Source organism: Clostridioides sp. ES-S-0005-03 (genome assembly GCF_020658455.1).
Lineage (GTDB): Bacteria > Bacillota > Clostridia > Peptostreptococcales > Peptostreptococcaceae > Clostridioides.
Genome location: NZ_JACVWI010000002.1, coordinates 269,329 through 285,548, shown reverse-complemented (window position 1 = coordinate 285,548; position 16,220 = coordinate 269,329). Strand labels below are relative to the sequence as shown.

The window sequence follows — 16,220 nt, the reverse complement described above, 5'->3', positions numbered from 1 at the left end:
ATGGAAGATGTTTTTATACTAGGAGGATTAAGAAGTCATATTGGTCTAAAAAATGGAATTTTTCAATGTGTTCAACCAGAATTACTAGGAGCAAAGGTTTTAAAACACCTAATTGAAAAGTATGAGATTGATAAGATTGATGAGATTATATGTGGAAATGCAGTTGGTACAGGAGGAAATATCACAAGATTAATGACTTTAACAGCGGGAATAGAAAGTGAAGTTCCTGCTTTTACTGTAGATATGCAATGTGCTTCTGCTATGATGAGCTTAGATATAGCATTTTCAAAGATTAAATCTGGGCAATGCGATTTAATTATTGCAGGAGGTTTTGAGAGTAGTTCTCTACAACCAATGCGTACATATCATAAAAACGATAGGAGATATAATATTAATAATCCAAGCTATGCAGTTGCTCAATTTTCTCCAGATAATAATAGTGAGAATAGTATGCTTGAAGGTGCAGAAAGAGTGGCAAAGTTATATAAAATTGAGAAAGCAGAATTAGATTATTGGGTGAAAGAAAGTCATAGAAGAGCAAAAAACACAAGAGAAGAAAAATTTCTTGAAGATATTATATTTCCTATAGATAGCAATACATATGATGAAGGTATACGTGATAAAATGAGCCAAAGATTATTAGATAGGATACCTTCAATTTTAGGAAAGGGAAGTATTACAAATGCAGCAAATGCATGTCTTATTAATGATGGGGCTTCATTTCTTATTCTGTGTTCTAAAAAATATTTAGAGAATACAAAAAAGAATCCAAAGGCTAAAGTTATCAATTCTTGTACAATAGGAACAGAGCCACAATTAAGTCCAACATCTGCTATAAAAGCTATGGAGAGGCTTTTGGATATAGAAAAGCTTAACTATATGGACATATCTGCTATTGAATTTAATGAAGCATTTGCAGTTATAGATGTTTTATTTCAAAGAAAATATCCAGAATTAATTGATAGATATAATATATTTGGAGGGGCTTTAGCATATGGTCATCCATATGGTGCTTCTGGTGCAATTATTGCGTTACATCTTTTAAAAGCACTTGAAAAGACTAATGGGAAGTATGGAATTTGCTCTATAGCAGCTGCTGGAGGATTGGGTTCTGCTTTATTGATTGAAAGGGTGTAGATTATGAATTACTATGAACTTTTAAAAGTAAAAAGAAACAACTATAAAGATAAAGATTTTTTGATTATAGATGGAGAAAAGTATACTTATGACAATATATTAAGAGATAGTGAGGAGATTGGGAGACAGATTTCTATAGGTGAAAATATTCCTGTTTTAATTTATTCTAAAAATATAAAGTTCCAATTAGTAAGTTTTTTAGGTGTTAACTATTCAAATAATGTTCCTATCATTTGTCATTATAATCTTTCTAAAATAGTATTAAGTGATATTTTAATAAAGAATAATATTTCAATTGTTATATCAGATGAGAATATAGATATAAATTATTTATCTAATGGTAGTTGCAATAGAATATTAAAGGTAGCTAATTCTTCTACAGAACATTATAGTATAAATGTATATCAATATAATAATATTTTAAACTATTTAGATAAAGAGATTTGTATGGGAGCTTTATCTTCAGGCTCTACAAATGTACCAAAAGTATTATATAGAACATATGAAAGCTGGGCTGGATTTTTTCCTATACAAAATGAAATTTTCCATATTTCTGAGGACTCTATTTTATTTATCAATGGAACACTTAGTTTTACAGGAAATCTAAATTCTATAATGTCAGCACTATATGAAGGTGGTAGTGTTGTAATAAATTCAGGTTTAAATTGTAAAACATGGATAAATGTAATAAAACAATATAATATAACTAATATATATCTTATACCTACAAAGCTTCAGTTACTGGTTAAATATTTAAGTGAGATAATAGTTAAAGTTAGAAGTGTTTTTACAGGTTCTCAATTGTTATTTGAGGATACAGCAATAAAAATAAAAAAATATATGCCAGATTCTGAAATCATTTTATATTATGGAGCAAGTGAATTAAACTACATTACATATTTGTGTTATGATGAATTGATTGAGAAACCACTAAGTGTAGGTAAACCATTTCCAAAAATAGATGTATATATTAAGGATGGAATAATTTTTGTAAATACCAAATATGCAGTATATAATGCATCAGAGCCTTATTCTGTCAATGACATTGGATATTTTGATGATGATGGATATTTGATATTTGAAGGAAGAAGTGATGATGTTGTAAACATTGGTGGATTTAAAGTCAGTTCTATCAAACTTGAAAATATAGTAAAAAGAATTCCTCAAGTTGAAGATGCAGTTGCATTACCTTATTTAGATACTATAAGGGGAAGTCAAATTGCATTATTTGTAACAACCATAGGTAAGATTACAAAAAAGGATTTATTGATTAAGATTAGAAATTATTTAATTAGAAATGAAATTCCAAGAAAAATTATTTTTTTAGATTCATTACCATATACATCTTCTGAAAAGATAGATAGATTGGCACTATTAGAAATGTTAGAAGTATAATATTTAATAATTTTAGTGAACCAATATATTGATAAAAACATATTGTATATAGTAAAGGAGGCTTACAATATGTCAAATCAATACGATATAACTGTTATAGGCGGAGACCTGCGACAAGTGTACATGGTAAAAAAACTAATTAATAAAGGATATTCTGTAGTTATATATGGAATAGCAAATGAAATTATAAATGGAATCGCTGGAAAAGCAACTTCACTAGCTGAAGCACTATCCAAAAGTTCCATTATTTTATGTCCAATTCCATTTACAAAAAATCAATTTAGTATTGAAAATACTGATGGTTGTCTCGATGCTACTATTGATAACTTGTTAATTAACTTATCTCCTAATCAAATACTATTTGGAGGAAACATACCAACTAAAGTTTACAAATTTTGTGAGCAACACTCTATTCAGGTTTATGATTTTATGAAGATGAATGATGTTGCTATTTTAAATGCAGTTGCTACAGCTGAAGGAGCTATAGCAGAAGCGATTAAAAGAAGTCTAATCAATATGCACCAAAGTAACTGTCTAGTACTAGGCTTTGGAAGGTGTGCACAAATACTTGCTAAAAAATTATATGCTTTAGATGCAAATGTATGTGTTGGAGCAAGAAATAATGATGCAAGGAGTACGGCTAATGCATTTGGGTATTCTAGTATTTCTTTAAATCAACTTGATGAAAATCTTTTAAAGTTTGATTATATTTTTAATACCATACCAGAATGTATTTTAACAAAAGAAAAATTAGAAAAAGTATCAAGAGAAGTAACTATTATAGATATAGCTTCTTCTCCTGGTGGATTAGATTATTCTGTTACACAAAATTTAGGTATTAATGCAAATCTTTGTCTTGGGCTTCCTGGTAAATACTCACCAAAGACATCTGGTGAAATTCTTGTTAACGCTATAGAAAATATTATAAATGAAAGAAGGGATTAGAGATGAGACTTGAAGGACTTACAATTGGAGTAGGATTTACTGGTTCGTTTTGTACTTATGATAAAATATTTATAGAGTTAGAGAATTTGGTAAAAGCAGGAGCAAATGTACACACTATATTTTCAGATGTATCACAAAATATAGATTGTAGATTTGGAAATTCTGAGGAATTTATGAAAAAAGCATATGAACTGACAGGAAATAAACCTATTGTTACAATTGAAGAAGCAGAACCATTTGGACCTAAAGGAATTGCTGATATTATAATAATAGCCCCTTGTACTGGAAATACTGCTGCTAAGCTAGCAAATGGCATTACAGACTCTCCAGTATTGATGGCAGCAAAAGGTCATCTTCGCAATGATAAACCACTTGTAGTATCAATATCAACTAATGATGCTCTAAGTTTTAATTTCAAAAACATTGGAACTCTTCTTAACTCTAAAAACATATATTTTGTACCTTTTGGTCAAGATAATTGTAATGCAAAGCCTAATTCTATGATTGCACATACAGAGTTAATAATTCCAACAATAGAGCTTGCTCTTGATAATAAACAGTTACAACCTGTTATAAAAAGTCCACATCAATAGATTAATGATGTAATCTGATATACATGTATATTTAGTAATATTAACAAAGTCCAGCAATCTTATTTGCTGGACTTTAACTTGTAATATATTAAGTATATTTTATTTCACAGTATATAAAAATTATCAGTGTGTATATCTCTAATTATAATACATATTATAACTGTTTGCATATCTCAGAGTATTTAATTTACTCTTTAAGTCTTTATTTTCTTCTTAATGTATTTTTTTCTTTATAACTTTTATACAATACTATACTTGAAAAAAATCTTTTAATTTTTTCATTAAAAAATGAAAATACAAGTGTTAAAATAATAACGTTATCCTTAAGTATTGAGATGAATTTATTCACAATTTATATAAAAAATAAAGTAATATATAGTTAATCTAGATATTTGTAAAGCATATTATTATTAATATAAATAATATAATACTAAACAAAAAATAAAATGTTAAAAAAATAACTTGAAAATGCGAAGATAACATGCTATACTGTTAATAAATTAACAGAAAAAGAAGATTATACTATTCTAGGAGGGCATTGAAATGGCTAATAAAGAACAGATTATAATAGAAAATAAAAGGGGAGAAGAAGCTATGGCAGATAATGCATGCGTTGTAAATAATGTTGAAAATTTAGTTAAAAAATTAGCAAAAATTAGAGAAGCTCAAAGAATCTTTGCTACATACACTCAAGAGCAAGTAGATAAGATTTTTTTAGCAGCATCTTTAGCAGCTAATAAGCAAAGAGTTCCTCTAGCTATAATGGCACAAAAAGAAACTGGTATGGGAATTGCTGAGGATAAAGTTATAAAGAATCACTATGCATCAGAATATATATACAATGCATATAAAGAAACTAAAACTTGTGGTGTTATAGAGAGAGATGAAGCCTTTGGTATGACTAAAATAGCTGAGCCAATAGGAGTTGTTGCAGCAGTTATACCTACAACTAATCCAACTTCTACTGCTATATTTAAATCACTTTTAGCTCTAAAAACTAGAAATGGAATAATATTTTCTCCACATCCAAGAGCAAAAAATTCTACTATAGAGGCAGCAAAGGTAGTTCTTGAAGCTGCTGTTCTGGCTGGAGCTCCTGAAGGTATAATCGGATGGATTGATGAGCCATCTTTGGAATTAACTACGACTGTTATGAAGGAAGTTGACTTAACTCTTGCTACAGGAGGTCCTGGAATGGTTAAATCAGCATATTCATCTGGAAAACCAGCTATTGGAGTCGGTGCAGGTAATACACCAGCAATAATTGATGACAGCGCAGATATAAAAACTGCTGTAAATTCAATTCTTGTATCTAAGACATTCGATAATGGTATGATATGTGCTTCTGAACAATCAGTTATAGTATTGGAAAATATATATAATGAAGTTAAAAAAGAATTTAAAGAGCGTGGTGCTTACTTATTAAATAAAGAAGAAACAGAAAAATTAAGAAATGTAATTTTAGTAAATGGGGGATTAAACTCTAAAATCGTTGGTCAAACAGCTTGCACAATAGCAACATTAGCAGGTTTTGAAGTTCCAGTTGATGCTAAAGTTTTAATAGGTGAGGTTGAATCAGTTGAAATAGAAGAAGCTTTTGCTCATGAAAAACTTTCACCAGTACTTGCAATGTATAAAGCAAACAACTTTGATGATGCAGTTAGTAAAGCAGAAAAATTGGTAGAAGATGGAGGGTTTGGTCATACATCTTCATTATATATTGATGATGTAAATCAGAGAGAAAAGCTTGATAAATTTACTAAAGCTATGAAAACTTGTAGAATTTTAATTAATACTCCTTCTTCTCAAGGTGGTATAGGTGATTTATATAATTTTAAACTAGCTCCTTCTCTTACTTTAGGATGTGGTTCTTGGGGAGGAAATTCAGTATCTGAAAATGTAGGAGTTAAGCACTTACTTAATATTAAGACAGTAGCTGAGAGGAGAGAAAATATGCTTTGGTTTAGAGCACCAGAAAAAGTTTATTTTAAAAAAGGTTGTTTAGGAGTGGCGTTAAAAGAACTTAAAGATGTAATGAATAAAAAGAGAGCTTTTATTGTAACAGATACATTCCTTTACAATAATGGATATACTAAGACAGTTACTGACTTATTAGATGAAATGAACATCAAGCATACTACTTTCTTTGAAGTTGAACCAGACCCAACTTTAGAATGTGCTAAGATAGGTGCTAAAGCTATGAGAGAGTTTAATCCAGATGTAATAATATCTATAGGTGGAGGAAGTGCAATGGATGCAGGTAAGATAATGTGGACATTATATGAGCATCCAGAAGTAGATTTCCAAGACCTAGCAATGAGATTTATGGATATAAGAAAAAGAGTGTATGCGTTCCCTAAAATGGGTGAAAAAGCTAGTTTTGTAGCTATACCAACATCAGCAGGGACTGGTTCAGAAGTAACTCCATTTGCAGTTATAACTGACCAAGATACAGGTGTTAAATATCCATTAGCTGATTATGAGTTGATGCCAAATATGGCTATAGTTGATGCGGATATGATGATGAATATGCCAAAAGGATTAACTTCTGCTTCTGGTATTGATGCTTTGACTCATGCATTAGAAGCATATGTATCTATGCTTGCAACTGACTATACAAATGGTCTAGCTTTACAAGCTATTAAGAGCATATTTGAATATCTTCCACGTGCATACGATAATGGAGCAAAAGACTCAGAAGCAAGAGAAAAAATGGCAAATGCTTCTACAATGGCAGGAATGGCTTTTGCAAATGCATTTTTAGGTGTTTGTCACTCTATGGCTCACAAGTTAGGTGCTTTCCATCATGTACCACATGGTGTTGCAAATGCTCTTTTAATAACAGGTGTTATGAAATTTAATTCTTCTAATGCACCAAAGAAAATGGGAGCTTTCTCTCAATATAAGTATCCAGAGGCATTAAAGAGATACGCTGAAATAGCTTCATTCTTGGGATTAAAAGGAAATTCTGATGAAGAAAAATTCCAAAGTTTATTGATAGCTATTGAAGATTTAAAGAGTAAAGTTGGTATTCCTAAAACTATAAAAGAATTTGGTGTTGAGGAATCTAAATTTATAGATTCACTAGATGAAATGGTGATTCAAGCCTTTGATGACCAATGTACAGGTGCGAATCCAAGATATCCTCTTATGAATGAAATAAAAGAAATGTATTTAAATTCATATTATGGAAAATAAATTTACTATAAAACTTACTATAAAATAAATAAACTAAAATCCTGTATACATTAGATATATAATATCATTGTATATGGGATTTTTCATTTAAAAAAACATAAATAGTTTTGAAACTTTAATTCAAAATTCAATTAAATAATGTTATTATAATAATTAGAATGAATCTATATGTAATATTTGGGTATATTTGTATGTAAGATAAGTAATAAATTTGTATTAATAAAGATATAAATAGGGATATAAAGTGTTGACTAATTAAGGGAGGGGTAAGATGACTAAAAGAAATAAAAGTGTTACATTAATTATAATTCTTTTAATGGCATCATTATTTCTGATATTAGGATATCTATATATAGAAGATACAAGAAAACTTCTTATATCAGAGGCAGAAGTACATATAAAAGAAGTTGCGATACAAGGTTCTCAGTTAGCACAAAGACAAATTGAAAAAGATTTAGATATTTTAAATATTTTTTCAAGTTATTATACTTCAAATCCTAACATGTCTAATGAAGAAAAAATAAAAAAGCTTTTAGATGAAATGGAAAACCAAAAATTTTATACTATGGCAATTGTTGATATAAATGGGAATGCAGAAAATACTAAGGGTAATAAGTTTTCTGTTAAGGATAGAGAATTCTTCAAAAATTCAATTAATGGTAAAAAGTATGTTTCAAGCCCATATATTGATGAAGTAAATAAGTCTGTAAAAAAGATTACTATCTCAGTACCAATATTAAATAATGATAAAGTAGTTGGAGTTTTGTATTGTACTTATGATGTCAATACTCTAATGAAACTTATAAATGTATCTTTTTATGAAAATAATAGTATATCTTATGTTGTAAAAAATAATGGGACAGTTATACTTCATCCTCAACAAGATAGATTATCAAGAAATATTTATGAATTGTTAAAGCAGGATAATGATATTAAAGATGTAAATCAATTAAAAAAACAATTAGAAGAAAATAAAACAGGTGCTGCAATCTTAAATATGTCAGGAGAAAGACGATACCTAGGATATGCTACTATGGATAATGGAAAGAAAAAAGATAATTATATAAAGGATTGGAACTTGATTTTTTCAATTCCAGAAAATGTTATATTCCGTAATTCTGAGCAAATTATTAAGAGAGCTGTATATGCAGTATTATTGATTATATTTGTGTTTATTGCAATTATTTTCTATATAATGTACATAAAAAAATCTAATGAAAAAGAAATATTAAGTTTAGCATATGAAGATAGAGTTACACATATAGGAAATCAAAATAAATTTTATAGAGAATGTAGTAAGTATCTTTTAAATAAACCATCTTTAAATTATATTATAGTATATTTTGATATTGATAATTTTAAAATGATTAATGATACTTTTGGATATGAATTTGGTGATAATCTATTAATTACTATAGCAAGTGCTTTAAAAGAGGAACTAACAGAAGGTGAAATATATGCACGGCTTTCAAGTGACTATTTTGCTATTTTTTGTGAATACAAAAATGGAAGAAATAAAATTATAAAAAAAATTGATAGTATACGAAGTAATATTGAAAATAATCTAAATACAGTATTTGAAATTTCTCTTTGTGTGGGTATTTACTTCGTAGAAGAAGGAGAAGTAGATGCTCAAAAGGCTGTAAATAAAGCTAATATGGCAAGGTCTATTGCCAAAGGTAAAAACATAAACTATGCTATTTATAATGAAGATGTTAGAAATAAGCTTAGTGAGGAATCTATAATTTTAGATGATATAAAGACAGCATTAGTAAAGAATCAATTTGAAGTTTATTATCAACCTAAGTTTTCACTTGTAAATGGTGAGATGATAGGAAGTGAAGCACTGATAAGATGGAATCATCCTGAACATGGGTTTATAAGTCCAGCTATATTTATTCCAATAGCAGAAAAAAGTCAATTGATTTTAAAAATAGGTAGATTTGTATTTGAAAGAGTTTGTAGCGATTTATCTAAATGGGAAAAACAAGGGAAAAAATTAGTACCAGTTTCAGTAAACCTATCTAGAGTTGAGTTATATCAACCAGATATTGTAAAATTTATCAATAGTACTATCCAAACATATAACATACATTCAAATTTAATTGAATTAGAGATAACAGAAACTGTAGTTATTAATGAATTAAATATACTAAAAAGTGTTTTAAATGAATTAAGGAAGCATGGATTTTCAATTTCTATGGATGATTTTGGAACAGGTTATTCTTCTATTAGTTGTCTAAGGGACATGCCAATTGATGTATTAAAATTAGATAAGTCTTTTCTTAATGGTATTGAAAATGATGAGAAAAGTCGTAATATAGCAAAGTCTATAGTATCTCTAGCAAAATCATTAGATTTAATTGTAATTATAGAAGGCGTTGAGAGTAAGAAACAGGCTGAGTTAATGAAGCAATTTGGATGTGATTTAGTTCAGGGGTTTTATTTTGCAAGACCAATGCCAGTTCAAAATTTTATGAAATTACTTTAAAAATAAAATTTATTTTTTCATATAAAACACTATTATATATGCTTGGATTTAATAAATGCTTGCTAGATAATTAGTGTTTTTATTTTGTAAGATTCAGATATGAGGAAAGTAATTATCTTTTATAAAAATCTGTTAAAAATAAATTATTTTGGATATAAATATGTTATTAACAAAAGAATAGTACTATAATGTATAGATGATAAAAAACTTAAATAAAAATTTAATGATAGGAGTTGTTTGAGTATGATAGATATAAGCATTGATAAAAAACTTAAGGACAAATGGCCTGATGCAAAATTAGGATGTATCCAAGCAAAAGTAGTAGTAAATAAAAGCTCAGAAAAGTTAATAAATGGGATAAATGAGTTTTGTGATATTTTGAATCAAAAGCTAGAAATTGAAGATATTACGAAATTGGATAAGATTAAAGATGCAAGAGATGCATATAAAGAACTTGGTAAAAATCCAAGTAGATATAGAACGTCTTCAGAAGCATTAGTTAGAAGAATTGTTCAAGGTAAGGGTCTATATACAATAAATAATATAGTTGAAATAAATAATCTAATATCTATAAAATCATTATATCCAGTTGGTACATATAATGTAAGTAAACTACATCCACCAATATGTTTTACTGTAGGTGATGAAGGCGAGCAGTATAAAGGTATTGGAAAAGAGTTGATAAATATAGAAAATCTACCTATATTATCTGATTCATTAGGTAAATTTGGAAGCCCAACTAGTGATTCCGAGAGAGCTATGATAACAACAGATGCAATTGAAATACTAATTTGTATATTTTCATTTAGTTCGGAATCAGATATTGAAGAGTACTTTGGATACGCTAAGGATTTACTTAAAGAGTATGCAGATGGAAAGGATATAGAAACTAAAATAATTAAATAATAATTATATAAAATGTATATAACAACGTTATGTTAAGTTGGAGACTAATATATAAGAATGAATCAAAAAAGGAAACTAACAAGATATTAGTTTCTTTTTTTGGAAATAGTAGTTTAATGTAACAAAAATAGACAGATAGCCACACTGATGCTTAAAAGTATGGTAATATATTATTATAGCAGAGGTTATATTTAAGGGATTTTGAAAGGGGGAATTGACAATAATCATTTTATCTGAAATATAAATTGATATCATGTAAATAACTCTATCTTTAAAAATATAAATTAATAATATAATAGTTTGGGTATATAGAAGAAATAAGGTTTTTTAAAACTAGTAAAGTACATAGGTAATTATAATGAAGAAAGGATTTAGTTATGATTGAAGGAAAAGAGGCAAAACAAGAAAGTGGGCAAAAAAATCTAAAAGTTAAGATAGCTATAGTAGTAGGTGTTTTGATTGTAGCTTATATAGGGATGGCAATCTTTTTTAGAAATCATTTTTACTTTGGTACAACTATTAATGGTGTGAAAGCTTCAGGAAAGACAGTTGAACAAGTAAATGATTTATTAACATCAAGTACTAATTCTTATACTTTAAGTCTAGAGGAAAGAAACAATAAAAAAGAACAAATAAAAGCAAAAGATATAGATTTAAAGTTTACACCAGATGATAAGGTTCAAAAAATAAAAGATAGCCAAAGTGCGTTTGGATGGATTGGTGGAATATTTAAATCTAAAGAGTATAATAATATGGTAACTCTTTCATATGATAAAGATTTACTAGAAAAAGGGTTTAATGCTTTATCTTGTTTTGATAGTAAAAATGTTGTAGAGCCTAAGAGTGCATACCCTAAGTATGATAGCAGTAAAAATGCTTATGTTATAGTACCAGAAGTACTTGGAAACAAAGTAAAAAAAGATGATTTTTATAAATTAGTAAAAAAATCAATTAATTCTGGTGTTACTTCTGTTTCTTTAGAGGAGAGTAAATTATATGAAGTTCCAAACAATACAAAGGATTCAGAAAAGTTAAAAGAGGCTATTAAGACATTAGATAAATATGTCAGTGTAGTTGTTACATATGATTTTAGTGACCGTAAGGAAACTTTAGATGGTTCTGAGATTAATAAGTGGTTAAAGGTAGACTCAGAAAAAAATTATGACATAACTTTCGATAATGATGTGATGGTAGAGTATACAAGAGGATTAAGCAAAAAATATAGTACTTTTGGAGATTCAAGACCATTTAAAACTGCAACTGGCAAAGAGATTACTATTTCAGGTGGAATTTATGGATGGTTGATAGATAAAAAGAAAGAAGCAGAAGCTTTAGTTGATGTTGTAAAAGCTGGAAAAAATGTTACAAGAGAACCTATCTACATACAAAAAGCTGTATCTCGTAATAAAGATGATATTGGTAATACATATGTTGAGATTAGTCTTTCTGACCAACACATGTGGTTCTTTAAGAATGGAGAAATGCTTGTATCAACAGATGTTGTAACAGGCGATTTAGGTAGAGGATTTGCTACCCCATCAGGGATATATCCTCTTAACTATAAAGCTAGAAATGTTTCTTTAACTGGTCAAGGCTATAGTTCACCTGTAAGTTATTGGCTTCCATTTAATGGAAATATAGGAATTCATGATGCTACTTGGAGAGGTTCTTTTGGTGGAGGTATATATAGATCTTCAGGTTCACATGGATGTGTAAACACACCTTTTTCTAAGGCAAAGAAAATCTATGAAAATATAGAACCAGGTACACCAATTATTTTATACTAGTAAAAATATTGTTTATAACGATTAAGTGAAGTCATCTTAGTTTTTTTAGATGGCTTCTTTTTTATATAGAAAGGAATGTATATAATGAATGAAAAATTAATTAAAATTTTAGATGAAGCAAAGAACGATTCAGAGTTTAAGAAAGAGATTATGGAAACAAGAAAACAACGTGATGTTATGGATTCATTTTGTAAAGTAGTTACATCTAGAGGATATGATATAACGATAGGTGAACTTTTTTCTATAGGAGAAGAATATACATCCAATCTTTTAAAAAGCGTAAATGGAGGAGCTGCATATCCTATTGAAGATTGGAGTGATTGGTTCGAGGATTTTTTCATCATGTTGGCGAATATATAATATATAAACTAATTAGTGGTATTACTTATTTAAAGTTAAGATAATGATTGAGGGACTAAAGTATTTAAAAATAAGTGTAAATTTTATCAATCTTAAAAAAGGATTAACTTATATCTAATAAATTTAGAAAAAATTAAACTAAAATAAGCTGACAAAAATCGATATGAGCTGATGATTTATAAAAGTTAGATGAAAAAATATAAGATATTTCTAAAAATTCAAAAAAAACAATAAGTTTTATCATTCTATGTGTTGAAAAAAAAGATAAAAATAATTTATATGGAATAAATAAAGTTATATGTAAAAAAAAATTGGAATAAAAATTGAAAATGTCGATAAACCGTTAATTTCAAAACAAAATAACGCTATTGACAAACCATATTGCTTTAAATTATAATTATTGAAAATAATGATATTTAAAAATCATACTCATGTCATAGTCTAAAAGTAAGTCAAAAAAGAATGTAAGTCTAAGCAAGTACTACTCTAAAATATGTTTTATTAAAAAATAAATGTTGAAAAAAATTAATTATTATATAAAAATGCTGTTTATACTTTAACAATGAGGTAGTAATCTAATTAGAATAAAAAACTCTAATTAGTTATATACATAGTAAAAAGGTAAGAGAGGTGATTTGGATGGCTTTTGAAATAATAAAAAGCATTGTTGAGGCAGAGCAGACAGCAGACAGTATTAAAGTAAAAGCTGTTACTGATGCAGAGTCTATCAGAGCTGATGCTGTAAACGAATGTGAAAGCATCTTGACTGATGTAAAAAAGCAAGCAAAGCTTATGGAAGAAACTCTTGTTGAGAAGGCAGTCACCGACAGTAAAGCAGAGGTTGATAAAATCTTGGCAGATGCTAAAAGTGAATGTCTGAAAATTGAAAAAACTGCGACAGAAAGACGAAGTAAGGCAATCGAAGCGGTTATTGGAAAGGTAGTGAGATAATATGGCAATAGTTAATATGAACAAGATATCTATTGTTGGCTTAGAAGCTCAAAAAAGCCAAATTTTAAAGCTACTTATGAACCGTGGATTTGTTCAGATTGATGATAGTGCCTTTCTTACTGAAATGGATGAGTTAAAAAATCATCTTACAAAAGATGGTGAGGAGTCAGAGGTTATAATGCTAGAACAGAAGATGGCACATGTGAATCAAGCGATTGACATTGTTTCTTCACTAGTGAAACAAAAGAAAGCTATGTTTGCACCAAAAAGAGAATTTAACAAAACTGACAGTGAAAAAGAAGATGAAATTTATGCTGAAGTTTTGGAGTTAAATAATCTAAATAAAGAGATAGGTACAATAAGGAGTAACATAAATTTATTAAATAATAATAAAAGTATGTTAGAGCCATGGGTAAACTTTGATGTTCCTTTTGAAAAGATGGAAACTAAGTATACAAAAACTATTCTAGGAACTATACCCACAAATGCAAATATTGATGCTTTAAGAGTTAGACTAGAGGATGAAGTGCCAGAAAGTGTTCTTGGAATTATTGATTCTGACAAGTTAATGAACTATGTTTATTTAATTACTTTAAAAGAAACTTTTGATAATGCTACAGAAGTTCTTAAAGAATTTAATTTTACAATAGTTACATTACCAAGTGAGGAAGGGACACCATCACAAGCTATCAAGAAATACAATGAAATGATAATTAGACAGGAAAACGTTTCTAAAAATAAGACAGAAGAAATCAAAAATCATGGAAATAATATACACATGCTTGAAAATCTATATGACTTTTACACTATAGAAAGAGACCAGAAAAAGATTATAGAGAGACTTGTAAAAACAAAAACAACATTCTGTCTTAATGGTTGGTTACCAAGTAAAAGTGCAAGCGACCTAATTAGTGAAATCACAGAAAAGTTTGATTGTTGTGTTCAAACAGAGGAAGGAAACAAAGAAGAAGGTTTCCCGATTCTACTTGAAAACAATAAACTTGTAACACCTTTTGAAAGTGTAACAAACATGTACAGTTGTCCAAGCACAAAAGATATTGACCCAAATACGATTATGACTTTTTTCTATGTTGTATTCTTTGGAATGATGCTAAGTGATGCTGCATATGGGATAATAATTGCCCTAGCTTGTGGATTTATTGTATACAAATCAAAAATGAAAAAGGGTGAAGGAAATTTAGTTAAACTTATTGGTATTTGTGGAGTTTCAACTACTATATGGGGTCTTATATTCGGGGGTATTTTGGGGGATTTAGTTCCTATAAAAGCTTTAATTAATCCTTTAGAGGATGTTATGGTACTTATGGGGATGTCATTACTGTTCGGTATTATCCATATATATGTAGGTTTGGGAATTAAAGCATATACATTAATAAGAGATGGAAAGGTAATAGATGCAATTTTTGATATAGGGTTTTGGTATTTATGTATAACAGGGGTATGTCTACTTATAATACCTTTTGTTGCAGGAGATATTGGCGTATTTTCTGAAGTAGGTAAATATTTAGCAATTATAGGTGCTATAGGTCTTATCCTTACTCAAGGAAGAAGCTTTAAAGGTGTTCCTGTTAAGCTTTTTAAAGGATTTTCAAGTCTTTATGGTATAACAAGTTATTTTGCTGATATATTATCTTATACAAGAATTATGGCTCTTTGTCTAACAACAGGAGTTATAGGGCAGGTTATCAATCTTTTAGGGGCTATAGCTGGTCCAATATTTGCAGTTGTAATTGGTGTTGTAGGACACACAATAAACCTTCTTATAAATGCACTAGGTGCATATGTTCATACAAGTAGGTTACAGTATGTAGAATTTTTCAATAAGTTTTATGAAGGCGGAGGAGTTCCTTTTGTTCCGTTTAAGTATAAAACAAAATATACAAGCATTAATAAAAAGGAGATGTAAATATGGAATTTTTAAACGCGTTAGGAAATGGTCAATTTTTGGCAATATCAGGAGCTGCTATAGCAGCGTTATTTGCAGGTATGGGTTCTGCTAAAGGTACTTCAATAGCAGGTCAAGCCGCAGCAGGTGTTGTAACAGAAGACCCTAGTAAATTCGGTCAACTTCTAGTTTTGCAACTTCTTCCTGGTACACAAGGTCTATATGGATTTATCATAGCTTTCCTTATTTTATCAAAAGCAGGAATTATTGGTGGAGATGCGATACCAACATCAGCTCAAGGTTTACAACTTCTTATGGCAGGACTTCCAATTGGTCTAGTTGGCTTAGTATCAGGTATTGCACAAGGTAAGGCAGCAGCAGCAGGGGTTGGAATAGTTGCTAAAAGACCTGAAGAACTTGGTAAAGCTATAACATTTGCAGCGATAGTTGAAACATATGCTCTTTTAGGACTACTTGTTTCTTTCTTAGCTTACAATGGAATTGCAGTTGGTTAATTATAGAATATAATTCATAAGTAAAAAAAATGAAAA

The 16,220-nt window shown here is 28.9% G+C and carries 12 protein-coding genes; all 12 read left to right on the top strand.

All coding sequences use genetic code 11. The features are described from left to right. Positions 1-1,137 (top strand): thiolase family protein, encoded by a 1,137-nt coding sequence (locus IC218_RS10380; RefSeq protein ID WP_227482026.1) that lies wholly within the window; start codon positions 1-3, stop codon positions 1,135-1,137. Between the two features lie 3 nt (positions 1,138-1,140). Beyond that, positions 1,141-2,532, top strand: a complete 1,392-nt coding sequence (locus IC218_RS10375; RefSeq protein ID WP_227824357.1) for an AMP-binding protein — start codon at positions 1,141-1,143, stop codon at positions 2,530-2,532. A 69-nt stretch (positions 2,533-2,601) separates the two neighbouring features. Then, positions 2,602-3,477, top strand: coding sequence for a dipicolinate synthase subunit DpsA (dpsA, locus tag IC218_RS10370; protein ID WP_227482028.1), 876 nt, complete (start codon positions 2,602-2,604; stop codon positions 3,475-3,477). 2 nt (positions 3,478-3,479) lie between these two features. Next, a complete protein-coding gene (locus IC218_RS10365; RefSeq protein ID WP_227433958.1) occupies positions 3,480-4,070 on the top strand; it encodes a dipicolinate synthase subunit B in 591 nt (196 codons plus the stop codon). Between the two features lie 594 nt (positions 4,071-4,664). Next, a complete protein-coding gene (gene adhE / locus IC218_RS10360; RefSeq protein WP_227824608.1) occupies positions 4,665-7,268 on the top strand; it encodes a bifunctional acetaldehyde-CoA/alcohol dehydrogenase in 2,604 nt (867 codons plus the stop codon). Positions 7,269-7,539: 271 nt separating this feature from the next. After that, positions 7,540-9,759: an EAL domain-containing protein gene (locus IC218_RS10355; RefSeq protein ID WP_227824356.1), complete on the top strand. Its 2,220-nt coding sequence runs from the start codon at positions 7,540-7,542 to the stop codon at positions 9,757-9,759. Between the two features lie 243 nt (positions 9,760-10,002). Then, positions 10,003-10,665, top strand: coding sequence for a B3/4 domain-containing protein (locus IC218_RS10350; protein ID WP_227433960.1), 663 nt, complete (start codon positions 10,003-10,005; stop codon positions 10,663-10,665). Between the two features lie 377 nt (positions 10,666-11,042). Beyond that, on the top strand, positions 11,043-12,452 hold the full coding sequence (locus IC218_RS10345) for a L,D-transpeptidase family protein (protein ID WP_227433961.1): 1,410 nt from the start codon (positions 11,043-11,045) through the stop codon (positions 12,450-12,452). A gap of 84 nt (positions 12,453-12,536) precedes the next feature. Continuing rightward, positions 12,537-12,812: a Nif11-like leader peptide family natural product precursor gene (locus IC218_RS10340; RefSeq protein ID WP_227482030.1), complete on the top strand. Its 276-nt coding sequence runs from the start codon at positions 12,537-12,539 to the stop codon at positions 12,810-12,812. Positions 12,813-13,451: 639 nt separating this feature from the next. Then, positions 13,452-13,763 carry a hypothetical protein gene (locus IC218_RS10335; protein WP_227433997.1) on the top strand — a complete coding sequence of 104 codons (312 nt, stop codon included), beginning with the start codon at positions 13,452-13,454 and terminating at the stop codon, positions 13,761-13,763. Between the two features lies 1 nt (position 13,764). Further along, positions 13,765-15,690 (top strand): V-type ATP synthase subunit I, encoded by a 1,926-nt coding sequence (locus tag IC218_RS10330; protein ID WP_227824355.1) that lies wholly within the window; start codon positions 13,765-13,767, stop codon positions 15,688-15,690. A gap of 2 nt (positions 15,691-15,692) precedes the next feature. Continuing rightward, on the top strand, positions 15,693-16,184 hold the full coding sequence (locus IC218_RS10325; protein WP_021385913.1) for a V-type ATP synthase subunit K: 492 nt from the start codon (positions 15,693-15,695) through the stop codon (positions 16,182-16,184). Positions 16,185-16,220: the final 36 nt, after the last annotated feature.